This is a genomic window from Pseudonocardia kujensis (assembly GCF_021283305.1).
GTDB classification, from domain to species: domain Bacteria; phylum Actinomycetota; class Actinomycetes; order Mycobacteriales; family Pseudonocardiaceae; genus Pseudonocardia; species Pseudonocardia kujensis.
In genome coordinates this window covers 34838-57535 of sequence record NZ_JAJSOK010000022.1, presented here as the reverse complement: position 1 = coordinate 57535, position 22698 = coordinate 34838, and the positions used below count along the sequence as shown (strand labels likewise).

At 72.7% G+C, this 22698-nt stretch carries 21 protein-coding genes; 17 read left to right on the top strand and 4 right to left on the bottom strand.

Features of this window, described 5'->3' with window-relative positions:
- Positions 1 to 9 precede the first annotated feature (9 nt).
- Together glpK (LWC35_RS17360) and LWC35_RS17355 are read right to left on the bottom strand one after the other, a co-directional pair.
- Positions 10 to 1527, bottom strand: a complete 1518-nt coding sequence (glpK, locus tag LWC35_RS17360; RefSeq protein WP_232871189.1) for a glycerol kinase GlpK — start codon at positions 1525 to 1527, stop codon at positions 10 to 12.
- Positions 1527 to 2357 (bottom strand): MIP/aquaporin family protein, encoded by an 831-nt coding sequence (locus LWC35_RS17355; RefSeq protein WP_232871188.1) that lies wholly within the window; start codon positions 2355 to 2357, stop codon positions 1527 to 1529. The genes glpK (LWC35_RS17360) and LWC35_RS17355 overlap by 1 nt, the downstream gene beginning before the upstream one ends.
- A 164-nt stretch (positions 2358 to 2521) precedes the next feature.
- Here LWC35_RS17355 and LWC35_RS40330 point away from each other — a divergent pair, with 164 nt between their 5' ends.
- From LWC35_RS40330 to LWC35_RS17310, 9 genes are all read left to right on the top strand, one after another.
- On the top strand, positions 2522 to 3283 hold the full coding sequence (locus LWC35_RS40330) for an IclR family transcriptional regulator (RefSeq protein WP_232871187.1): 762 nt from the start codon (positions 2522 to 2524) through the stop codon (positions 3281 to 3283).
- Complete coding sequence (glpK, locus tag LWC35_RS17345) at positions 3280 to 4800, top strand: glycerol kinase GlpK (RefSeq protein WP_232871186.1); 1521 nt, start codon at positions 3280 to 3282, stop codon at positions 4798 to 4800. Before LWC35_RS40330 ends, glpK (LWC35_RS17345) begins: the two co-directional genes overlap by 4 nt.
- A gap of 124 nt (positions 4801 to 4924) precedes the next feature.
- On the top strand, positions 4925 to 5335 hold the full coding sequence (locus tag LWC35_RS17340; protein WP_232871185.1) for a nuclear transport factor 2 family protein: 411 nt from the start codon (positions 4925 to 4927) through the stop codon (positions 5333 to 5335).
- Positions 5335 to 6906: an AMP-binding protein gene (locus tag LWC35_RS17335; protein WP_232871184.1), complete on the top strand. Its 1572-nt coding sequence runs from the start codon at positions 5335 to 5337 to the stop codon at positions 6904 to 6906. Before LWC35_RS17340 ends, LWC35_RS17335 begins: the two co-directional genes overlap by 1 nt.
- A gap of 78 nt (positions 6907 to 6984) precedes the next feature.
- On the top strand, positions 6985 to 8121 hold the full coding sequence (locus LWC35_RS17330; RefSeq protein ID WP_232871183.1) for an NDMA-dependent alcohol dehydrogenase: 1137 nt from the start codon (positions 6985 to 6987) through the stop codon (positions 8119 to 8121).
- Positions 8122 to 8124: 3 nt separating this feature from the next.
- The gene (locus LWC35_RS17325) at positions 8125 to 8550 is read left to right on the top strand and encodes a nuclear transport factor 2 family protein (RefSeq protein ID WP_232871182.1); all 426 of its coding nucleotides are present in this window, start codon (positions 8125 to 8127) and stop codon (positions 8548 to 8550) included.
- Complete coding sequence (locus LWC35_RS17320; protein WP_232871181.1) at positions 8547 to 8741, top strand: nuclear transport factor 2-like protein; 195 nt, start codon at positions 8547 to 8549, stop codon at positions 8739 to 8741. The genes LWC35_RS17325 and LWC35_RS17320 overlap by 4 nt, the downstream gene beginning before the upstream one ends.
- Before the next feature lie 144 nt (positions 8742 to 8885).
- The gene (locus LWC35_RS17315) at positions 8886 to 10172 is read left to right on the top strand and encodes an MFS transporter (protein ID WP_232871180.1); all 1287 of its coding nucleotides are present in this window, start codon (positions 8886 to 8888) and stop codon (positions 10170 to 10172) included.
- 128 nt (positions 10173 to 10300) lie between these two features.
- Entirely contained in the window at positions 10301 to 11152 is an 852-nt protein-coding gene (locus LWC35_RS17310) for a mycofactocin-coupled SDR family oxidoreductase (protein WP_232871179.1), read from the top strand.
- A gap of 59 nt (positions 11153 to 11211) precedes the next feature.
- On the opposite strand, the gene LWC35_RS17305 is transcribed toward LWC35_RS17310, so the two are convergent.
- Positions 11212 to 11631 (bottom strand): DUF7144 family membrane protein, encoded by a 420-nt coding sequence (locus LWC35_RS17305; RefSeq protein ID WP_232871178.1) that lies wholly within the window; start codon positions 11629 to 11631, stop codon positions 11212 to 11214.
- Positions 11632 to 11815: 184 nt separating this feature from the next.
- Here LWC35_RS17305 and LWC35_RS17300 point away from each other — a divergent pair, with 184 nt between their 5' ends.
- The 4 genes from LWC35_RS17300 to LWC35_RS17285 all read left to right on the top strand — a co-directional run bounded on the left by LWC35_RS17300 (position 11816) and on the right by LWC35_RS17285 (position 16131).
- Positions 11816 to 13168, top strand: coding sequence for a phytoene desaturase family protein (locus tag LWC35_RS17300; protein ID WP_232871177.1), 1353 nt, complete (start codon positions 11816 to 11818; stop codon positions 13166 to 13168).
- Positions 13169 to 13230: 62 nt separating this feature from the next.
- On the top strand, positions 13231 to 14064 hold the full coding sequence (locus LWC35_RS17295; RefSeq protein ID WP_232871176.1) for a mycofactocin-coupled SDR family oxidoreductase: 834 nt from the start codon (positions 13231 to 13233) through the stop codon (positions 14062 to 14064).
- Between the two features lie 8 nt (positions 14065 to 14072).
- Complete coding sequence (locus tag LWC35_RS17290) at positions 14073 to 15335, top strand: SDR family NAD(P)-dependent oxidoreductase (RefSeq protein WP_232871175.1); 1263 nt, start codon at positions 14073 to 14075, stop codon at positions 15333 to 15335.
- Between the two features lie 121 nt (positions 15336 to 15456).
- On the top strand, positions 15457 to 16131 hold the full coding sequence (locus LWC35_RS17285) for an SDR family NAD(P)-dependent oxidoreductase (protein WP_232871174.1): 675 nt from the start codon (positions 15457 to 15459) through the stop codon (positions 16129 to 16131).
- 104 nt (positions 16132 to 16235) lie between these two features.
- Here the strand turns inward: LWC35_RS17285 and LWC35_RS17280 are convergent, their stop codons facing one another.
- Positions 16236 to 18098, bottom strand: coding sequence for an acetyl/propionyl/methylcrotonyl-CoA carboxylase subunit alpha (locus LWC35_RS17280; protein ID WP_232871173.1), 1863 nt, complete (start codon positions 18096 to 18098; stop codon positions 16236 to 16238).
- A 253-nt stretch (positions 18099 to 18351) separates the two neighbouring features.
- Here LWC35_RS17280 and LWC35_RS17275 point away from each other — a divergent pair, with 253 nt between their 5' ends.
- From LWC35_RS17275 to LWC35_RS17260, 4 genes are read left to right on the top strand one after another with little or no spacing between them, the layout of a single operon-like run.
- Entirely contained in the window at positions 18352 to 19866 is a 1515-nt protein-coding gene (locus LWC35_RS17275) for an acyl-CoA carboxylase subunit beta (protein ID WP_232871172.1), read from the top strand.
- Positions 19863 to 20672 carry an enoyl-CoA hydratase/isomerase family protein gene (locus LWC35_RS17270; protein WP_232871171.1) on the top strand — a complete coding sequence of 270 codons (810 nt, stop codon included), beginning with the start codon at positions 19863 to 19865 and terminating at the stop codon, positions 20670 to 20672. Before LWC35_RS17275 ends, LWC35_RS17270 begins: the two co-directional genes overlap by 4 nt.
- Positions 20672 to 21475, top strand: a complete 804-nt coding sequence (locus tag LWC35_RS17265; RefSeq protein WP_232871170.1) for an ester cyclase — start codon at positions 20672 to 20674, stop codon at positions 21473 to 21475. Before LWC35_RS17270 ends, LWC35_RS17265 begins: the two co-directional genes overlap by 1 nt.
- A complete protein-coding gene (locus tag LWC35_RS17260) occupies positions 21472 to 22698 on the top strand; it encodes a cytochrome P450 (RefSeq protein ID WP_232871169.1) in 1227 nt (408 codons plus the stop codon). Before LWC35_RS17265 ends, LWC35_RS17260 begins: the two co-directional genes overlap by 4 nt.

The following is a 22698-nucleotide window of genomic DNA, read 5'->3' as shown; positions in this document are numbered from 1 at the left end:
GCGGTGTACCTAGTCGACCTCTACCCAGTCCAACGTCCGTTGGACCGCCTTCTTCCACTGGGCGTACCCGGTCGCACGCTGCTCGTCGCTCCAGACCGGGTCCCAGTGCTTGGACTCGTTCCAGTTCTGGCGCATCTCGTCGGTGTCCTTCCAGAACCCGACGGCCAGGCCCGCGGCATAGGCCGCGCCGAGCGCCGTCGTCTCGGCGACGACGGGCCGGGAGACCTGGACCCCCAGGACGTCGGCCTGGATCTGCATGCACAGCTCGTTGGCCGTGACGCCGCCGTCGACCTTCAGGACCTCCAGGTGCACCCCGGAGTCCTTCTCCATCGCGTCGGCCACGTCCTTGCTCTGGTAGCAGATCGCCTCGAGCGTCGCCCGGGCCAGGTGGGCGTTGGTGTTGTAGCGCGACAGCCCGACGATCGCGCCGCGGGCGTCGGAACGCCAGTAGGGGGCGAACAGACCGGAGAAGGCCGGCACGAAGTACACCCCGCCGTTGTCCTCGACCTGGCGGGCCAGGGACTCGGACTGCGCGGCGCCGGAGATGATCCCCAGCTGGTCGCGCAGCCACTGCACGGCCGAACCGGTGACGGCGATCGAGCCCTCCAGGGCGTAGACCGCCGGCTCGTCGCCGAACCGGTAGCAGACCGTGGTCAGCAGGCCCGAGTCCGAGCGGACGAGCTCGGTCCCGGTGTTGAGCAGCATGAAATTGCCCGTGCCGTAGGTGTTCTTGGCCTCGCCGGGCGACAGGCAGACCTGCCCGACCATCGCCGCCTGCTGGTCGCCGAGGATGCCGGTGATCGGCACCTCGCCGCCGAGCGGCCCGTTCGCCAGGGTCCTGCCGTACGCCTCGGGCGCGCTCGAGGAGCAGATCCTCGGCAGCATCGACCGCGGGATCCCGAAGAGGGCGAGCAGCTCGTCGTCCCAGTCGAGGGTCTCGAGGTCCATGAGCATGGTCCGGCTGGCGTTGGTGACGTCCGTGACGTGCACGCCGCCGTTGGGCCCGCCGGTGAGGTTCCAGACCAGCCAGCTGTCGGTGTTGCCGAAGATCGCGTCGCCGCGCTCGGCCGCCTCGCGGGCCCCGTCGACGTTCTCCAGGATCCACTGGATCTTGCCGCCGGAGAAGTACGTGGCCGGAGGCAGGCCCGCCTTGCGGCGGATGGTGTCGCCGTGCCCGTCGCGCTCCAGCTTGGAAGCGATCCGGTCGGTGCGGGTGTCCTGCCAGACGATCGCGTTGTAGAGCGGTCGGCCGGTGTTCTTGTCCCACACGACGGTCGTCTCGCGCTGGTTGGTGATCCCGAGCGCCGCGAGGTCCTTGGCGGACAGCCCGGTCCTGTTCAGGCCGGTCTGGATGACCGAGGAGGTGCGCTCCCAGATCTCCACGGGGTTGTGCTCGACCCAGCCCGCCTCGGGCAGGATCTGCTCGTGCTCGAGCTGGTGGCGGCCCACCTCGTTGCCGCTGTGGTCGAAGATCATGAACCTCGTGCTCGTCGTCCCCTGGTCGACGGCGCCGACGTACTCCGGCATCAGTTCTCACCTCCGTGCTCGACGACGGCCTCGCGCCCGACCGGCTGCTCCTCGGAGTCGTCCGGGAGCAGGTAGCGGCCGACGAGGATCTTGAAGAAGGCGCCGCCGACGAGGCCGCCGACGATCGGCGCGACGATCGGCAACCACCAGTACGGTGTGCCGTCCGGAGCGACCCAGGCCGTCGAGTACCCCGTGATGTACGACGCGAGGCGCGGCCCGAAGTCACGGGCCGGGTTGATGGCGTAGCCCGCGTTGGCGCCGAACGCCATACCGATCGCCACGACGAGCAGACCGATGACCACGGGTCCCAGGTTCGCCAGCGGCGGGTTGTTCAGGGCGTTGACCAGGGCGAAGATCACGAACACCAGGATCGCGGTGCCGACGACCTGGTCGAGGAAGGCGGTGGGGATCGAGACCCCGCCGCCGCCGTTGCCCGGCAACGTCGCGAAGATGATCTGGGTGGCCGACGTGTGGTTGGGGTCGGCCCGGTTGATCAGGTCCGCGTACACGACGCGGACGATCAGCGCCGCCACGAAGGCGCCGAGCGTCTGGGCGACGATGTACGGCAGGACCCGCTTCCAGGGGAAACCCTGGTAGGAGGCCAGCGCGACGGTGACCGCGGGATTGAGGTGGGCGCCGGACAGCCTGGCCGCGACGTACACGCCGAGCGTGACGCCGATGCCCCAGGCCCAGGTGATCGAGTCGTGGTTGCCCAGGGGGCTGTCCTTCGGCGCCGTGACGACCTGCGCCACGACGCCGTTGCCGAACAAGATCAGGATCATGGTTCCGGCGAACTCGGCGCTCAGCGCGCCGAAGTAGGAGTTCCGCATCGAACTCTCCTTCCGGTCGTGACGGCCCCCGTCCGGGCGACGCGCCGGACGGGGGCCGAACGGGACAGACGCTAGGAACGCGCGCGGAGTGCGACAACGGTCGACGTTCGACAATGTCGAACTGATCCTGTCGACCGGGTCACACCACCCGTAGGCTCCCACTCGTGCCGGGAGCGATCCAGTCCGTCGAGCGCGCGGCCGCCATCCTGCGGCTGCTGGGCGGCGCGGGCCGTCCGCTCGCCCTCGCCGAGCTCGCCGCCGCGCTGGACCTGCCCCGTCCCACCGTGCACGGGCTCGTCCGGACCCTGCGCGACGAGGGCCTCGTCGACCAGGACCGGACCACCGCGCTCTACCGGCCGGGGAGCGGGCTGCGCCGGCTCGGTGGCGGCTGGGACCGCCACGACCTGCGGGCGCGGGCGATGAACTGGGCGGACGCCCTGGCCGGAGGGACAGGATGCGCGGTCTACCTCGCGGCGCCGGTCGGCACGATGGCGAGCCTGGTGCACCACGTCTTCCGGCCGGACGGCTCGCCGCAGTCCCTGCGCACCAACACCGAGCAGCCGTTGCACGCGACGGCGTGGGGGAAGTGCCTGCTGGCCTTCGCGCCGGTGGCCACGCCCCCGGCGCGGGATCTGGAGCTGCGCCGCTACACCGGCCGCACGGCGAGCACCGTCGCGATGCTGGAGGCCCATCTCGCGGCGGCCCGCGCCCGCGGCATGGCGACGGACGTCGGCGAGTTCGAGACGGGTGTCGGCGGGGCCGCGGTGCCGCTGCGCTCGGGCGGCGGGCTCACGGTGGCCGCCCTCGGCATCGCCGCACCCGTCGAGGAGCTGTTCGGTGGGGGCGGGGAGCCGCGCCGGCACCTCGCCGAGCAGCTGCTGCACGCGGGCCGGGAGATCTCCGCACTGCTGGTGACGCCCCGGTGAGCGAGCCACGGACCTCGGCGTCGCGCGAGCGGGTGGTCGCGGCCATCGACCAGGGCACGACCTCGACGCGATGCCTGCTGTTCTCCCGCTCGGGCCGGATGCTCGCCGTGGCCCAGCGCGAGCACCGCCAGCACTATCCCGAGCCCGGGCGGGTGGAGCACGACGCCGAGGAGATCTGGCGCAACGTCGCGCGGGTGGTCCCGGAGGCGCTGCGCCGGGCCGGGTTGGAGCCGGAGAACATCGTGGCGCTGGGGATCGCCAACCAGCGCGAGACCACGGTGATCTGGAACCGGCACACCGGTGCCCCGCTGGCCCGCGCGATCACCTGGCAGGACACCCGCACCGGGCCGATCGTCGCGCGCCTGGTGGAGGAGGGCCTCGGCCCGCTCTACGCGTCGACCAGCGGCTTCGGTCCCGCGACCTACTTCGCCGGCCCGCGGCTGCGCTGGTTGCTCGACCACGTGCCGGGCGCCCGCGCGGGCGCCGAGGCGGGCGACGTCCTGTTCGGGACCATGGAGAGCTGGCTGATCTGGCGACTCACCGGCGGCCCGGGCCGCGGCGTGCACGTCACGGACGTGACCAACGCCAGCCGGACCATGCTCATGGACCTGCGCACCCTCGAATGGTCGCCGAAGCTCCTCGAGGCGCTGCGCGTCCCCGAGCGGATGCTGCCGGAGATCCGGTCGAACGCCGAGGTCTACGGCGTGTGCGCGGAGGTGCTGCCCGGGGTGCCGGTGGCCGGGGCGCTGGGCGACCAACAGGCCGCGCTCGTCGGGCAGACCTGCTTCGCCCCCGGCGAGGTCAAGTGCACCTATGGCACCGGCGCCTTCCTGCTCAAGAACACCGGCGCCCGGATCGGCGGCTCCGCGCAGGGGCTGATCCCGACGGTCGGCTACCTCGTCGGGGAGCGGCCGGTCTACGCGCTGGAGGGCTCGATCGCGGTCACGGGCTCGCTGGTGCAGTGGTTCCGGGACTCGCTCGGCATGATCGGCACGGCCGCGCAGATCGAGACCCTCGCGATGACGGTGCCGGACAACGGCGGCTGCTACGTCGTGCCCGCCTTCTCCGGCCTCTACGCGCCGCACTGGCAGGCCAACGCGCGCGGCGTCATCGTCGGCCTCACGAGCTACATCACCCGCGGGCACCTGGCCAGGGCGGTGCTGGAGGCGACCGCGTGGCAGACCCGCGAGGTCGTCGACGCCATGAACGCCGAGTCCGGCATCCCGGTCACCCGGCTCAAGGCCGACGGCGGTATGACCGCCGACCACCTGCTCATGCAGTACGTCGCGGACGTGCTCGACGTTCCGGTGGAGCGGCCGCTCGGGTCCGAGGCGGTCTCCCTCGGGGCGGCCTACGCCGCGGGGCTCGCGGTGGGGCACTGGCCCGGCCTGGAGGTGCTGCGGGGCAACTGGCACCGGGCCGCGAGGTGGGAGCCGGAGATGGACGCCGCGGTCCGCGAGCGCGAGCGCGAGAACTGGGCCCGCGCGGTGGCCCGCAGCTACGACTGGGTGCGCTGAGCGCGTCCGCGCGCCCGTTCCCCGTCGGCGGCCGGGAGTGTTGTGGGCCACTCGGGACGAGTGCTAGCCTCACCGCTACCAAACGGCCGTTAGACGATGACGACCAGCGTTGCCGGAGGCCCCCATGACCGCTCGTGCGGAGATCGAGAACACCCTGGGCCGCGCGGCCTGGGGCTACGACGAGAACGACGTCGACCTCATCGCGGCGCAGTTCGCCGAGACCGCGACCATGACCATGCAGATCGGCCGCGACGGCGAGACGATCGGCCCGTTCGACGGCCGCGAGGCCATCCGGAAGCTGCACGCCGACTCGCTCGCGGGGCAGACCGACCAGCGCCGGCACAACATCTCGAACCTGGTGGTCGTCAAGGAGACGGCCGACAGCGCGTCGACGACGTCGAACCTCACGCTGCTGTCGATCGAGGACGGCGCGATCCGCGTGCTCTCCAGCGGCTGGTACCGCGACGAGCTGGTCAAGCAGGGCGACGCCTGGCTGATCACCTCCCGGCACATCTACCTCGACCTGCCCTACTGATGGTCAACGTCGGACGGATCCCGGAGAAGTGGGCGGCGCTCACCCCCACCCGGGACGCGATCGTCGACGCCCCGAACGGGCGTCGGACGGACTGGCGCACGCTCGACGAGCGGGTCCGGCGGCTGGCCAACGGGCTCGCCGGTACGGGCGACGGGGGGCTCGGGCTCGCCAAGGGCGACCGGGTCGCGATCCTGGCCAAGAACTCGATCGAGTACCAGGAGCTGTACTACGCGGCCGGCCGCGCCGGACTGGTCGCGCAGCCGCTGAACTGGCGGCTCGGCGTCCCCGAGCTCACGAAGATCGTCACCGACGCGGGGCCCAAGGCGCTCGTCGCCTCGGACGAGTGGCTCGACACCGCCAAGCAGCTGCAGGCGGCGGTCGACGTGCCGCACTGGCTGCAGTACGGCCGCGGCGGCGACGGCAGCTACGAGGACCTGCTGGCCCGCAGCAGCACGGCGGAGCCGGAGCGCGCCGCCTCGACCGGCGACGCCGATCCCTTCTTCATCCTCTACACCGGCGGCACCACCGGGGAGTCGAAGGGCGCGCTGCACAGCCACACCAGCACGTCGTTCGGGATGCTCAACCAGACGGTGGCCGAGCGGATCGTCGCCACGGACGTCTACATGCTGACCGGGCAGATGTACCACATCCCGGTCGTGCTCTCGATGAACTACCACCGGCACGGCTGCCCGCTCGTGCTGATGAACTTCGAGGCCCGCACCGCCCTGGAGCTCATCCAGGAGGAGAAGGTCTCGGCCTTCCTGGGCATCACCACGATGCTCAACTGGATGATGGCCGTGCCCGGTTTCTCCTCCTACGACATCTCCTCGCTCCGGAACATCCAGTACGGCGGCGGGCCCATGCCGTCGTCCGTGGTCAAGGCGGCCCTGGACAACTTCCCGTGCACCCTGGTCCAGGGCTACGGGCAGACCGAGGGCACCACGATGTGCTTCCTCTCCCAGGAGGACCACCTCGACGCGGTGCGCGGCATCCATCCCGAACGCCTCATGTCCTGCGGGCGCGAGGGGTTCGTGACCACGGTCCGCGTGGTCGATCCCGACGGCAACGAGGTCCCGAAGGACGGGCGGACCGCCGGACAGATCGTGGTGCGGTCCGAGGCGAACATGCTCGGCTACCTGAACCGGCCGGACCTCACCGCGGCCACGCTGCGGGACGGCTGGATGTGGACCGGCGACGTCGCCACCTGGGACGCCGACTCGTACGTCTTCATCGTCGACCGCGCCAAGGACATGATCATCTCCGGCGGCGAGAACATCTACTCGATCCAGGTCGAGGAGGCCGTCAACCAGCACCCGTCGGTGCTCGAGTGCGCCGTGATCGGCGTGCCCGACGACGAGTGGGGCGAGACCGTCAAGGCCTTCGTCGTGCTCAAGCCCGAGACCACGGCGACCGAGGCGGAGATCATCGAGACCGCGCGGCAGCACCTGGCCTCCTACCAGAAGCCCCGGTCCGTCGAGTTCGTCGACGCCCTGCCCAAGGCCCCCACCGGGAAGATCCTCAAGCGCGACCTCCGCGCCCCCTACTGGGCGGACCGCGACCGGTCCGTCTGACCACCGACCGCCCCCGTTTCCCGCCCGTGCCTTCCTGTCCGTGCCTTCCTGCCCGTGCCTGCTCGAAGGGGAGCATTCATGAAGACCAAGGGAGCCCTGCTCTGGGAGCCCGGCACCAACTCCGGATGGAGCGTCGAGGAGATCGAGATCGATCCCCCGAAGCGCCGCGAGGTGATGGTGAAGCTGGCCGCGTCCGGCATCTGCCACTCCGACAACCACCTCGACGACGGCGTGATCCCGCTGCCCTGGGCGCCCGTGCTCGGCGGCCACGAGGGCGCCGGCGTGGTCACCGAGGTCGGTCCGGAGGTGCACGACCTGGAGGTCGGCGACCACGTCGTCCTCTCCTTCCTGCCCTCCTGCGGCAAGTGCAGGATGTGTGTCTCCGGCCGCTCGAACATGTGCGAGCTGGGCGCCGGTGTGCTCGCCGGCTACGCACCCGACGGCACGCACCGCGTGCACGCGCGCGGCAAGGACGGCAGGGAGGCCGGCGTCGGCTGCATGTCCTTCCTGGGCACGTTCGCGCCCTACGTCTGCGCGCCGGTCGACGCCGTCGTCAAGATCGACGAGGACATCCCGCTGGACAAGGCCGCGCTGATCGGCTGCGGCGTGCCCACGGGGTGGGGCTCGTCGGTCTACGCCGCGGACATGCAGCTCGGCGACACGGTCGTGATCGTGGGGATCGGGGGCGTCGGGATCAACGCGGTGCAGGGTGCGCGGCACATGGGCGCCAAGAACATCATCGCCGTCGACCCGGTGCCCTTCAAGCAGGAGCAGGCCCAGGAGTTCGGCGCCACGCACGCGGTGTCGAACTACGAGGAGGCGGCGAAGCTCGTCGGGCAGTTGACCAACGGGCAGGGCGCCGACCGCGTGATCATCACGGTGGGCATCGCCTACGGGAACCTGCTCAACCCGGCGCAGGAGATGACCCGCCGCGGCGGCGTCATCGTGCTCACCTCGGCCGCGCCGATCCTGCAGCGCGACGTCGAGTTCGACCTGTTCACCTTCGCCATGTCCGGCAAGCGGCTGCAGGGCTCGCTGTACGGGACCACCCAGTCCCGCAACGACATCCCGCTGCTCGCGGACCTGTACCGGACCGGTGAGCTGAAGCTCGACGAGCTGATCACCCGGACCTACGCGCTCGAGGACATCAACCAGGCGTTCGCGGACATGCAGAAGGGCATGAACCTCCGCGGCGTGATCATGTACGAGGACTGAGGCATGGGACGCGCAGACGACGTTCGGCAGATCATCGACGCCACGCTCCTGTACGCCCGCGGGTTGGACCTGTTCGACCCGGACGAGGCGCTCTCCGCCTACACCGACGACGCGTACTGGGACGCCACGGCGGTGGGCCTCAAGAGGTTCGAGGGCCGCGACGAGATCCACGGCTTCTTCGAGGCCGACGCCGAGGCCATGGCCGAGCAGTTCCACATCATGACCAACCACATCGTGGAGTTCGACGGCCCGGACACCGCCCACGGCACCAACTACGTGTTCTCCGAGGGGAAGACGAAGTCCGGGGCCTCGATCAAGGCGATCGCGTTGAACCGGGACGAGTACCGGCGGGTCGGCGACACGTGGAAGATCTCGGGCCGGGCGATCTCGCCGCTCACGACACCGCAGATGGAGGGGTTCGACGCATGAGCACCGCTGCGGGTGCCGAGGTCGTCGAGCGCTGCATCGAGATCGTGAACGAGCTCGCCACCGGCGAGCCGTATCGGAACTCCTCCATCAGCACCGTCACGGTGCGGGACGGCAGGCTCGCGGCCTTCGCCGAGATCGTCGACCCGCTCGTGTTCCTGCAGGCCCAGGGCGCCACCGTCACCGTCCCCTGACCCTCGCCCAGGCGAACGGCGCTCCCGCTCACCGCCGGTGAGCGAGGGCGCCGCTCGCTCCGACACTCCACAGTGGAAGGACAGTCGCATGACCCTCGCCGCCGACTCGCCGGTGCGCTCCTTCGACAAGGGCTTCGGCATCTGATGCGCGCGCCCGGCGCCGCCGTCGTCGCGATCTGTTTCGCGGTCGTCATCCTCGACGGGTACGACCTGGTCGTCTACGGGACCGTCGTCCCCTCGCTGCTGCAGTACACGCCGTGGGGGCTGACGGCCGCGGAGGCGGGCCTGATCGGCAGCCTCGCCCTGGTCGGCATGGCGGTCGGCGCGCTGTCGTCCGGCTGGCTGACCGACCGGCTCGGCCGGCGGCGCCTGGTGCTGATCGCGATCACCTGGTTCAGCGTGGCCACCGGGCTGTGCGCGGCCGCGCCGAACCCGGAGGTCTTCGGGCTGCTGCGGTTCGTGGCCGGCGTCGGGCTCGGCGGCGTGCTGCCCTCGGCGATCGCGCTGGCCGTGGAGTACGCGCCGCGGGACCGCCGGCAGCTCTACAACTCCGTGGTCCACGCCGGATACTCGTCGGGCGGGGTGATCTGCGCGGCTCTGGCCATCGCGCTGCTGCCGGTCGGCGGGTTCCGGGTGATGTTCGCCGTGGGCGCGGCGCCGTGGCTGCTCCTCTTCCCGATCGCGCTCAAGTGGCTGCCGGAGTCGCCGGCGTGGCTGCGGGCCCGCGGGCGGGACGCGGAGGCGGCCGCCCTCGCCGCGCGGCACGGGATCGCGCTCGAGCCGGCGCCCGCGGGGCCGGCGCCGAAGGTGCGGACCGCGGAGATCTTCGGCCGCTACCGCCGCTGGACGCTCCTGTTCGCGCTGATCAGCTTCTGCGGGCTGCTGCTGAGCTACGGCGTCGGCACCTGGCTGCCGCAGATCATGCGGCAGGCCGGCTACCCGCTGGGCTCGGCGATCGCGTTCCTGCTGGTGCTGAACCTCGGCAACGTCATCGGCACGCTCGTGATCGCCACGGTCGCCGACCGGGTCGGCTCGAAGCGGGTCATCCCCCTCGCGCTCGGCGTCGGCACGGTGTGTCTGGTGTTGCTGTCCTTCCTGCTGCCGCAGGCCGTGCTGTACGTGCTCGTCGCGTTCCTCGGCTTCGGCGCGATGGGCTCGCAGATCCTGGTGAACGGGTTCGTCGCCGCCTCGTACCCGACCCGGATCCGGGCGACCGGGCTCGGGTTCGCGATGGGCGTCGGGCGGCTCGGCGGGATCCTCGGCCCGTACGCGGTCGGGCTGCTGATCGGGGCGGGCGTCGCGTTCCAGTGGAACTTCTGGTTCTTCGCCGCGTTCGCGCTGGTCGCGATGCTGCTGGTGCTGGCGCTCGGGCGGCACCCGGACGACACGCGGTCGGACGCGCCGATCGCGGCCGAACCGGCGGCCGGCTGAGGTGCTGCTCGACGGGTCCCTCGTCGACGTCGCCAAGGTGATCGTCCCGCGCCGTTGACCCGCCCTCGCCGCGTCCGGAGAGTGGGAGCGCGGGCAACGGGGCCCGCACAGGACGCGGGAGGTTCCCCATGGCGGGACGGGTCGAGGGCAAGGTCGCGCTGGTCACCGGGGCGGCGCGCGGGCAGGGACGCAGCCACGCGCTGCGGCTCGCGCAGGAGGGCGCGGACATCATCGCCGTGGACCTCTGCGCCGACGTGGCGTCGGCGCCGTACGACGGGGCGACCGAGGCCGACCTGGCCGAGACGGTCAAGCAGGTCGAGGACCTGGACCGGCGGGTGCTGAGCCGGGTCGCGGACGTCCGCGACCTGCGGGCGCTGGAGGCCACGGTCGCGGACGGGATCGCGGAGTTCGGGCACCTCGACGTGGTGGTCGCCAACGCCGGCATCGGGTCCTTCGCCCCGGCGTGGGAGATCACCGAGGACTCCTGGCAGGAGATGCTCGACATCAACCTGACCGGCGTGTGGAAGACGACCAAGGCGGCGATCCCGGCGATGCTGGAGCAGGGGACCGGCGGCTCCATCATCCTGACCAGCTCGATCGCCGGGCTCATCGCGTTCGGCAACCTCGCGCACTACACGGCGGCGAAGCACGGCGTGACGGGCCTGATGCGCACGCTCGCCGTGGAGCTGGCGCCCCACCGGATCCGGTGCAACTCCGTGCACCCGACGACCGTCGACACCGACATGGTCAACAACGAGTCGATGTACTCGCTCTTCCTCGGGGGGCAGCGCGGCGCGACCCGGGCCGACGCGGAGGCCGGCTTCACCGCGCTCAACGCCATCCCGATCCCGTGGGTGGACCCGGTCGACATCAGCAACGCCGTGCTCTACCTGGCCTCGGAGGAGGCACGGTACGTCACGGGCACGACCCACGTCGTCGATGCGGGAGCGCTGGCGCCGTTCAAGATCCCGCACGCCTAGCGGCGGTCACGGGCGGCGCTCCCCGGAGCGCCGCCCGTGTGCCCGCCGGACCGCTGCGCTCAGCGACCCACTTCCTGGCCGTGCCGCACGACCGCCCACACGACCAGGGCGGACAGGACCAGGATCAGGACCGCCCCCACCGGGTAGGCGACGAGGAAGGCCAGCTGGACGATCCCGTTGAAGCCCGCCACGAGGACCGCCACCACCCGTGCCCAGCCGGCTCCGCGGAGCAGGGCCGGCGCGGCCGCCAGCTCCACCACCCCGAGGGCCAGCAGCACCCAGCCCCACTTGGTGACCTCCAGCAACAGGACCTGTTCGGCGTCGGCGGCCACGAACCCGCCGCGGGCGAGCGCGCTGATCCCGTCCCACACGTTCCAACACCCGAGCAGGAACAGCAGCACCGCGGCCAGCCGCACCACCACGACCCATCGGGTCCGCCGGGGTGCGCGCGGCTCGCCGGCGGTGAGGTCTCCTGCCACGTCGGTCCTCCTCGGGTCCGTCCCCGGACTGCAGGGTGATCCGGCCCTCCGGTCCGGTCGTCATCCGCCGCGGGTGAACGGCGGAGGGCTCGGTCCCGCGCGGACGACCCGCGAGCCGGTTGCCGGGTGCGGATCGCGCCGCTAGCGTCACTACCAAACGAACGGTAGACGCTGGGAGGCGCCCGTGTCGTACGACGTCGTCGTGGTCGGGGCGGGCACGTCCGGCCTGGTCACCGCCGCGCTGCTGGCGGAGCAGGGCAAGCGGGTGCTGCTGCTGGAGAAGCACGCGTACCTGGGCGGGCGGGCGCGGGAGTACCGGTACAAGGGGCACCAGCTGGGCCTCGGCAGCCATCTCGTCGAGGACCCCGGCGACTCGCTGACCCGGGTCTGCTCGGTGATGGGGCTCGACCTGGTGCACTCCGAGCGCAGCGACGCGATGCCGTTCTGGACCAACGGCAAGGGCTGGGCGCCGATCCAGGAGCAGTACTCCGGCGTGGCGAAGCAGGGGCTCAAGCGCTGCATCCAGGCCCTGAACGACGTCTCGTACGACGAGCTGGAGACCTGGAACCACGCGTCGCTGCGGGAGTGGATGGCGCAGTACACCGCGGACGAGGGTGTCTACACGGTGTGGGAGGCCATCTCGGTCCTCGAGCAGATCACGCTGCGGCCGTGGGAGCACTCGGCCTCGGAGAACCTCTACACCCGCAAGCTGCACTACACGACGCAACGGATGGCGGGCTACTCGTTCTGGCCGATGGGCGGGTGGGACGCGCTGTGGCACGCCATGGTCGCCGCGTTCGAGGCGAAGGGTGGGGAGATCCGGCTGTCGGCGCCGGTGCGGCGGGTCGACGTCCGGGACGGGGCCGTGCAGGGCGTGACCCTGCGCGACGGCGAGGAGATCCCCGCGCCGCAGGTCGTGGTGTCCGCGCCGGTGTGGGACCTGCTGCGGCTGTTCGACGACGGCGCGCTGCCCTGGGAGCTCCGGTCCCGGATCGGGATGCTGGCCGCGAACCGCAACCGCGCCTGCTGGATCGGCTACTGGATCGCCGCGAGGGAGCCGGTGATCGCGATGAGCGAGCGGGAGATGGCGTCCTTCCTGTCGACGCCGCGGTGCGGGCTGCCCGGCTTCACGCTCAACTTCACCGGCTACGACCCCGGCGTCTCGCCCGACGGCGAGTACCTGACCTGCGTCGGCGCCTCGTTCGACGCCACGGAGCACTACGGCGACCGGGCCTGGCTCGACCGGAAGTTCGCCGAGCTGTGGGAGGACATCGAGGAGATGATGCCGGCCGCGCGCGGGGCACTGTGGACGAAACCGCACGTCGTCACGAGCTACGGGGTGATCACCAAGCCGGGGCTGGTCGGGCCGGTGCGGCCGGACGCCGAGGTCCGCGGCGTCGAGGGGCTCTGGCTCACCGGGGACACCACCCGCGCCCGCGGGATCGGCATCGACAAGGCCGCGCGCTCCGGCATCACCACCGCCGAGGCGGTGCTGGGCCGGCGGCTCGAGGCCTTCGCCGGGACCATGCGCTACTGAGCTTCCCCATCTGACAGTCGTTTGGTAGACAATAGCCGGGCGACGACGCGAGGAGGCGTGCCATGGCGGGACGGGTCGAGGGCAAGGTCGCACTGATCACCGGCGCCGCGCGCGGGCAGGGCCGCAGCCACGCGGTCCGGCTGGCGCAGGAAGGGGCCGACATCATCGCCGTCGACCTCTGCGGGCCGCTGGCCACCGTGGACAAGTACCCGCCGGCCACCCGCGCCGACCTCGACGAGACGGTCGCCGAGGTGGAGAAGCTCGACCGGCGGATCGTGGCGCGGGTCGCCGACGTCCGCGACCGGGCCGCGCTCACCGCCGCGGTCAACGAGGGCGTCACCGAGCTCGGCGGGCTCGACGTCGCGGTGGCGAACGCGGGGATCGCCAGCTTCGGCGCCGCGTTCGAGATCACCGACGAGATGTGGCAGGAGATGCTCGACGTCAACCTCACCGGCGTCTGGAACACCGCCCGCGCGGCCGTGCCGCACCTGATCGAGCGCGGCGGCGGGTCGCTGATGTTCACCAGTTCCATCGGCGGGCTGAAGGGGATCCAGAACGTCGGGCACTACGTCTCGACCAAGCACGGGATCGTCGGGCTGATGCGCACGCTGGCCAACGAGCTGGCGCCGCACCGCATCCGGGTCAACACGATCCACCCGACCAACGTCGACACCGACATGATCCAGAACCCCGGCACCTGGAAGCTCTTCGCGCCGGACGACCCGGCGCCCAGCCAGGAGAAGGCGCTGCCCGGCTTCCTGTCGCTCAACGCGCTGGAGGTCCCCTGGGTGGAGCCGATCGACATCAGCAACGCCGTGCTCTTCCTGGGCAGCGACGAGGCCCGGTACATCACCGGCGTCACGCTGCCCGTCGACGCCGGCGCGAACGTCAGGTAGGAGGCGCGGTGCGGATCACGGACGCGGTCGGGCTGGTCACCGGCGGGGCCTCCGGGCTCGGCGCCGGTACGGCCCGGATGCTGGTCGAGCGCGGCGGGAAGGTCGGGATCCTGGACCTGCCGTCGTCGGACGGGGAGTCGTTCGCGGCCGAGCTGGGCGACGCGGCCTTCTTCGTGCCGGCGGACGTGAGCGACGTGGGGCAGGTCGAGAAGGCGGTCGCGGCCGTCGCGGACCGGTTCGGGCGGGTCGACGTCTGCGTCAACGCCGCGGGCATCAGCCCGGCCGCCCGGGTGCTGTCGCGCAAGGGCGACCTGCACCCGCTCGACGTCTTCCGGCGCACCCTGGAGGTCAACCTCGTCGGCACCTTCGACGTGCTGCGGCACGCCGTGGCGGCCATGTCCGGCCGGCACGGACGAGAAGCGCCGCGCCGCCCTGATGGACCTGCACGTGTTCCCCAGGCGGCTCGGCCGGCCCGCCGACTTCGCGCACCTGGTCGCCGCGTTCATGGAGAACGAGCTGCTCAACGGCGAGGTGGTCCGGCTGGACGCGGCGACCCGCCTGTGACTGTCGACCGTTTGGTAGGCTCCTCCGATTCGAGCGCGTCGAGGGGAGCGGGGATGCGGCAGCCGGCCGGGCGGAGTGCGCGGCGTTCCGGGGGAGAGCGTAAACCCCGCGAGGAGCGCTGGGCCGAGCTCATCGAGGTCGCCACCCAGGTGTTCTACGAGAAGGGCTACGACGGCGCGTCCCTGCAGGACATCGCCGACCGGCTCGGGATGCTCAAGGGCAGCCTGTACTACTACATCCAGTCCAAGGAGGACCTGCTCTTCGACGTGATCAGCGCCGTGCACAAGGAGGGCCTGGCCGTCGTGCGATCCCGGTCGGAGGTGCCCGGCGGGCCGCTGGACCGGCTGGAGAGCGTGATCCGCGGGCACGTGGAGCACACCTGCCGCAACCTCGTGCCCACCGCGGTCTTCCTGCACGAGCTGTCGGCGCTCCCGGCCGAGCGCCGCAAGGAGATCCTCGGGTCCGAGCACGCCTACCAGGGCGTGTTCCGCGACCTCGTCGAGCAGGGGCAGGCCGGCGGGCTGGTGCGGGCCGACCTCGACCCGCGGCTCGCGGCCCTGTCGATCCTGGGCTCGACGAACTGGGTGTACCGCTGGTTCCGTCCCGGCGGCACCTTCACCCCGGAGCAGATCGGGGCCGAGATGGCCGAGATGGCGATCCGGGGGATCGCCACCGAGGAGGCGTTGCAGGACCGCGCCTCCCGCTGACCCTCAGGAGGATCACGATGCCCGGTCCGCTGAGCGGCCGTACCGCCCTGGTGACGGGCGGGTCCCGCGGAGTCGGGCGCGGGGTCGCGCTGCGGCTCGCCCCGAGGGTGCCGCCGTCGCCGTGAACTACCGGCGGGACGCCGACGCCGCCCAGGAGGTGGTGGAGGAGGTCACCGCCGACGGCGGCCGGGCGGTGGCGTACCCGGCGTCCGTGAGCGACCCGGCGGCGGTGCAGGAGATGCTCGAGGCGGTCACCGCGGACCTCGGTCCGGTGGACCTGATGGTGAGCAACGCGGGGCCGGCCTCGCGCGGCACCGCGATCGCCGACACGGAGCGGTCCGAGTACCAGCGGCTGCTCGACGTGCACCTGCTCGGCCCGCTCGACCTCGTGCGCGCGCTGCTGCCCGGGATGCGGGCCGCGGGCCGGGCGGACGTCGTGGTCGTCTCGAGCACCACCACCGGGGAGCTGCCCAAAGGGGGTGCGGCGTACTCGCTGGCCAAGGCGGCGATGGAGGCGGCCGCGTTCACCCTGGCCCGCGAGGAGCGCGCGCACGGGATCCGGGTCAACGTCGTCGCGCCCGGGCTCGTCGCCACGGACATGGGGGAGCGGTTGGTCGCCGCGACCGCGGGCGGGAGCATCGCCGACCTCGACGCCGCCTACCCCTTCGGCCGCGTCGCCCGCCCGGCCGACGTCGCCGGCGTCGTCGCGTTCCTGGCGTCGCAGGACGGGGAGTACCTCACCGGCCAGCGCATCGAGGTCGACGGGGGTGGGCCGGACCGGAGCCCGTTCCCCTGAGCGGTCCAAGATCCATCTCCGGGCGGCGGGACCTTCGGATTCCGAGTGTTCCCCGTGCCGGAGGCTGGATCTCGGAGCGTGCGGCTGCAGCCCGTGCGTGCCGCTCAGGCCAGAGTGACCAAGGGGGAGCCGGCGGTGACGGGGCTGCCGGCGCCGGCGAGGACCTGGCCGACGGTGCCGCCGACCTCCGTGCGGATCTCCATCTCCATCTTCATGGCCTCGAGCACCGCGACGACGTCGCCCGGCGCCAGTTCCTGGCCGGGCCGCACCCGGACCTCGACGACGGTCGCGTCCATCGGTGCGACGGGGACGGTGCCGGCGGCGGCGGTCCCTCCTGCCGCGGTACCGGCCGACCGGCGGGGCGGGCGGGACGACGCCGTGGCCGCGGCGCCGGGCCGGACGGCGCGGCCGTACACCGCCACCTCCACCGGGCCGCGGTCCGTCGCGATGCGGACCCGGCGGGTGGGGACGACCGCGCCGGCCCCGGACCCGACCGTGCCGGACCCGACCGTGCCGGACCCGACCGTGCCGCCTGCGACCGCGCCCGGGGCCACCCCGCCGGCCGCGGAGCCGCCGGCGGCTGCCGCTCGCCCGGCCGGGTCCGGCGCCCACTCCCGCTGCACCGAGCCGGTGTCGTGGGCGCCGGCGGCGAAGGACTCCGAGGCCAGCACCTCGCGCAGGTAGGGTGCGGTCGTTGGCACGCCCTCGACCCGCAGCTCGCCGAGCGCGGCGATCAGCCGGCGCCGGGCGGCGTCGCGGTCGGCGCCGTGCGCGAGCACCTTGCCGAACATCGAGTCGTACTCCGGCGCGACCCGGCTCCCCGGGCCACCGCCCGGCTCCACGCCGAAGTCGTTGCGCACCCCCGGTCCCAGCGGGAGCGCGAGCTCGGTGATCGCGCCGGGCGCGGGCCGGAAGTCCGCCCACGGGTCCTCGGCGGCGATGCGGGCCTGGATCGCATGGCCGGAGATCCGGACGTCGTCCTGGGTGAAGGGCAGCGGCACGCCGTCGGCCACCCGCAGCTGCGTGGCGACGACGTCCAGCCCGGTGACCAGCTCGGTCACCCCGTGCTCGACCTGCAGCCGGGTGTTCATCTCGAGGAAGAAGAACTCCCCCTCGGTCTGCGCTGTGCCCGGCAGCACGAGGAACTCGACGGTCCCCGCCCCGACGTAGCCCACCTTCCTCGCGAGGGTCACGGCGGCGTCGAGCAGTCGTGCGCGCAGCACGTCCGACAGCCCGAACGCCGGCGCCTCCTCGATCAGCTTCTGGTGCCGCCGCTGCACCGAGCAGTCCCGGTCGAACAGGTGCACGACGGTGCCCTGCGCGTCGCCGACCACCTGCACCTCGACGTGCCGCGGGCGTTCCAGGTACCGCTCGAGATGCACCTCGGACCGCCCGAACGCCGCGCCCGCCTCACGCCCGGCGGCGGCCATGGCGTCGGCCAGCTCGCCCGCCGAGTGCACCACCCGCATCCCGCGCCCACCGCCCCCGAACGACGCCTTGACGACGAGCGGGAACCCCAGCCGTGCCGCGGCCGACGAGGCCTCGGCCGGCGTGAGGTCCCCGGTCCCCGGCGGCACCGGCACCCCGCACTCGTCGGCCAGGGCACGCGCCGCGACCTTGTCGCCCATCCGGGCGATGACCTCGGCCGGCGGTCCCACGAACGTCAGTCCGGCGCCCGTGACGGCCTCGGCGAACCCGGCGTCCTCACTGAGCAGCCCGTAGCCGGGGTGCACGGCGTCGGCGCCGGAGGCCTTGGCGGCGCCCAGGATCGCGTCGACGTCCAGGTACGACGCCCGCGCCGGGGCCGGCCCGATCCGGTGCGCCTCGTCGGCCAGCCGGACGTGCAGCGCGTCGGCGTCGGCGTCGGAGTACACGGCCACGGCCCGCAGGCCGAGCTCCCGGCACGACCGGATGATCCGCACGGCGATCTCGCCACGGTTCGCCACCAGGACGGTCTGGATCGACACGAGCCGCTCCGCTCTACTCGGGGGGTCGACGGGGTCTGTCTACCAATCGGCCGTCTGGTAGTCTAGCGTCCGTCGGCGAGACCCGACGGACACCGGTACGAGCGGAGGTCCCGTGACGGCAACGGACAGCCCCACGGCGCCAGCAGGCGCCCCCGGCAGTGCTCCCAGCGCTCCCAGCGCTCCCAGCGCCCCCAGCGCCCCCAGCGCCCCCAGCGCCCCCAGCGCTCCCCACGGAGACGGCGGTGCGCACACCATGGCGGACAGGATCGCGCTCCTGCGCGAGAAGCAGGAGGCCGCCCACGCCAGCGGCGGCCCCGAGGGCCTGCGGCGACACCGCGAGTCCGGCCGGCTGCCGGTGCGCGAGCGGATCGACATGCTCGTCGACCCGGACACCTGGTTCGAGATCGGCGCGCTGGCGCTGCCCGAGCTGCGGCGCGAGAAGCCCATCCCGGGCGACGCCGTCGTGACCGGGTTCGGCCTGCTCGACGGGCGGCGCATCGGCGTCATCGGCATCGACTCCAGCGTGGTCGCGGGCACCACGGCCCCGATCAGCATGCGCAAGCAGGGCCGGCTGATCGAGCACGCGCAGCGGCACGGCTTCCCCCTGGTCCTGCTCTGCGACGCCGACGGCGGCCGGATGCCGGACGTCTCGGGCTGGCGGTTCTCCGGCCTGCCCCTGGACTTCACCACGTTCCTCAAGCCGCCGCCGGGTCGGCCGGTGGTGCCGCGCGCGGCGGCGGTGCTGGGTCCGAGCTACGGCGACTCCGCCCTGCACGCCTCCACGGCCCACTACGTGGTGATGGTGCGCAGCGGCTCGATCGCGCTGTCCGGGCCGTCGGTCGTGGAGCCCGCGATCGGCGAGAAGGTGACCGACTCCGAGCTGGGCGGCCCGGCGGCGGCGACCGAGGCGGGCAACGCCCACCTGGTCGTCGACACCGAGGCCGACGCGATGGACGCCGTCGCCGCCTTCCTGTCCTACCTGCCGCAGAACTCCACGCAGCGCCCGCCGCTCGCGCCGCCGCTGCCACCGGGGCGGGACCCGAAGGAGCTGGAGAGCATCGTCCCGCTGGGGGCGCGGTCGGGCTACGACATGCGCGACGTCTTCGCCTGCCTGGCCGACGAGGCCAGCATCCTGCCCTGGGCGGACGGCTGGGGCTCGAGCCTGCTGTGCGCGCTGGCCCGGATCGAGGGCCGCCCGGTGGGGCTGGTCGGCAACCAGCCGATCGTGCGGGCGGGCGCGCTGGACCCGGCGGCGCTGGAGAAGGAGAAGGTGTTCGTGCAGCTGTGCGACACCTTCGGGCTGCCGCTGGTGTTCCTGCACGACGTGCCGGGGCTGATGATCGGCACCCAGGCCGAGCGGGGCGGGATCCTGCACGGCTACGAGGCGCTGGTCTCGGCGATCGCCGAGGCCACGGTCCCGAAGGTCGGCGTGGTGCTGCGCAAGGCCTACGGCGGCGGGCACTTCGCGATGGGCGGGCGCCCGACCAGGCCGGACTTCCTCTACGCCTGGCCGAGTGCCGAGCTCGGGTTCATGGCGCCGGAGACCGGGATCCGCACCATCCACCGCCGGCGGCTGGAGAAGGTGCTCGCCGAGCAGGGCCCGGAGGCGCACGCGGCGCTGGTCGCGGAGCTCACGGCGGAATGGATCAGCGAGGCGGAGCCCTGGGAGGCCGCCGCGCACCTCTCGCTCGACGACGTCGTCGAACCGGGCCGGACCCGGGAGGTCGTCGCGGCGAGCATCGACATCGCGCTCGGAGGGCGGCTTTGACCAGCAGGAACGGGGCCACCACCCGCAACGTCCGGGTGGAGGTCGAGGAGGTCGGGGACGGCCGCGTGGCCATCGCCGTGCTGACGATCGACGACCCGGCGAAGCTGAACGCCATGGGCCGCACCTTCTGGGCGGAGATGCGCGAGGCGCTGGCCACGCTGGAGACCGACGGCCGTACCCGCGCGGTGATCATCACCGGGGCGGGGGAGAAGGCGTTCTCCGCCGGCGGGGACATCGCGAGCTTCGCCGAGCTGACCGACGTCGCGGCCAAGCGGGCGTTCCAGCAGGACTGCATGCGCACCTTCGCCGCGGTCGAGGAGACCCCGCTGCCGGTGCTCGCCGCGGTGAACGGCTTCGCGATGGGCGGGGGCTGCGAGCTGGCCCTGGCCTGCGACGTCGTGGTGGCCGCGGAGAACGCGACGTTCGGGATGCCGGAGAGCGCGGTCGGGCTGGTACCCGGGTTCGGGGTGCTGCGGGCGCCGTCGGTGATCGGCCGGCACTGGACGAAGCTGATGATGTTCTCCGGGGAGCGGGTCGACGCCGAGACCGCGCTGCGGATCGGGCTGGCGCAGAAGGTGGTGCCGGCGGGCGCGCTGATGGACACCGCGCGGGAGATCGCGGCGCGGGTCGCGGGGATGGCCCCGCTCGCGCTGGCCACCGGGAAGAACCTGGTCAACCGGGGTGTGGACCGCGGGGAGTTCGACCACTCCACGGCTGCGCTGACCACCCTGCACGCCACCGCCGACGCCGCCGAGGGGATCGCGGCGTTCGTCGGGAAGCGGGCGCCGAAGTTCGAGGGGCGGTAATGGAGCCTTTCGTCGCGCTCATGCGGCGCTACGTCAACGACTACACCAACCGGCACGACGTCTCGGTCTGCCCCGAGATCATGGAGCCGGGCTACACGCTGCGGATGGGCCCGCACGAGGTGGCGGGCCGCGACGAGCTGTACATCCCGGCGTCGCAGAAGCAGTTCGCGCAGTTCCCGGGCCTGTGCCTGACCGTGCACGAGATCGTGACCAACGGCGACCGGCTGGCCATGCGGTTCTCCGAGCACGGCCGCTCGGTCAGGCACGACGGGCGCGGCGCGGCGTGGACCGGGCTGGGGCTGTACCGGTGGAACGGCCGCAAGCTCGTCGAGAACTTCGTGGAGCAGGACTACCTGGCCCGGCGGCGGCAGCTCGCCTCGGGGGTGCCCGCGGCCGTCGAGCCGCCGGCGCTGGCGCCGTGGGACACGGTGGCGCTCGCCCCGGACCGGGAGGCCGAGGCGGTGGTCCGGGCGTGGATCTCGTCCGGTGCGGGCGCGGGGCCCGCGATCCTCGACGACGGGGCGCCGGAAATCCTGCTCGACGACGCGTCGTCGCAGGTCGACGACCTGTTCTCCGCAGGCCCGCACGTCGCCTTCCGGGTCACCCGCACCGGCACGTACGGGGGCGGGCTCGGCCCCGACGCCGGGATCGACGACGCCGCGCTGACCGGCGCGCCCGGCACCCTGCACCTCGTCGGGCTGGTCACCGTGGCAGACGGCCGGGTGACCGGCGGCCGGATCGTGCGGGACCGTCTGGGGCTCGCGCGCAGCTTGTCCCGGCCGACCGTGGGGAGTGCGTCGTGACCGTGCCCCGCACCGACTCCGTCGACCTCACCACCCCGGCGGCCAGCGCCGATCCGTTCGCGGTCTTCCGGGCGCTGCGCGAGAGCGACCCGGTGCACTGGAGCAAGGCGCACCGGGCCTGGCTGATCACGCGCTACGACGACGTCTCGGCCGCTTTCCAGAACAAGGCCTTCTCCAACGACCGGGTCCGCCCGGTGCTGGAGCGCAAGCGGCAGGCCGGGGCGGAGTCCGCCGCCACCGGCGTCCTCGGCCTGATGACGGGCTGGATGGTCGTCAACGACCCGCCCGTGCACACCCGGCTGCGCAAGCTCGCGGCCGGCGCGTTCAAGGGCCAGCGGATCGCGGCGATGGACGCGATGATCACCGGGATCGTCGACGCGCACCTCGACGCGTTCGTGCGCGGCTCCGGCCCGCAGGACCTGATCTCCGAGGTCGCCTACCCGCTGCCCGCCACGGTGATCGCGACGATGCTCGGCGCGCCGCCCGAGGACCGGGACCGGTTCCGCGAGTGGTCGGACGAGCTCGCCCTGGTCGCCTTCGGCACCGGCGGCGCCGCGCGAGCGGACCGGCACGAGCGGGCGTTGCGTGGGTTGCGGGAGATGGAGTCCTACTTCCACACGCTGATCGAGAAGCGGCGCACGGAGCCGGGCGAGGACATGCTGTCCGCCCTCATGGCCGAAGAAGGCGACGACCGGCTGACCGACGACGAGCTCGTCGGCATGTGCGCGCTGCTGCTCTTCGCCGGCCACGAGACCACCACGAACTCGATCGCGAACGCGGTCCTGGCCCTGCTGCGGCACCCCGACCAGCTCGACCGCCTGCGCCGCGACCCGGCCCTGATCGGCCCGGCCGTCGAGGAGCTGCTGCGCTTCGACGGCCCGATCAAGGTGCTCAACCGGTGGGTGGTCGCCGAGACCGAGGTCCGCGGGAGGACGATCCGGCCGGGGGAGCGGGTGCACCTCGTGCTCGCCTCCGCCAACCGGGACCCGGAGAAGTTCGCCGGCCCGGACACGCTCGACCTCGGCCGGAGCCCGAACCCGCACGTCGCCTTCGGCAAGGGCATCCACGCCTGCATCGGCGCCCAGCTGGCCCGGATGGAGACCCGGATCGCGGTGGCGCGCATCGTCGAGCGGCTGCCGGGGCTGGCGCTCGCCGAAGAGCCGGCGTGGAAGGACGTGCTGGCCTCCCGCTCCATGGAGAAGCTGGTGGTGACCCACACGTGA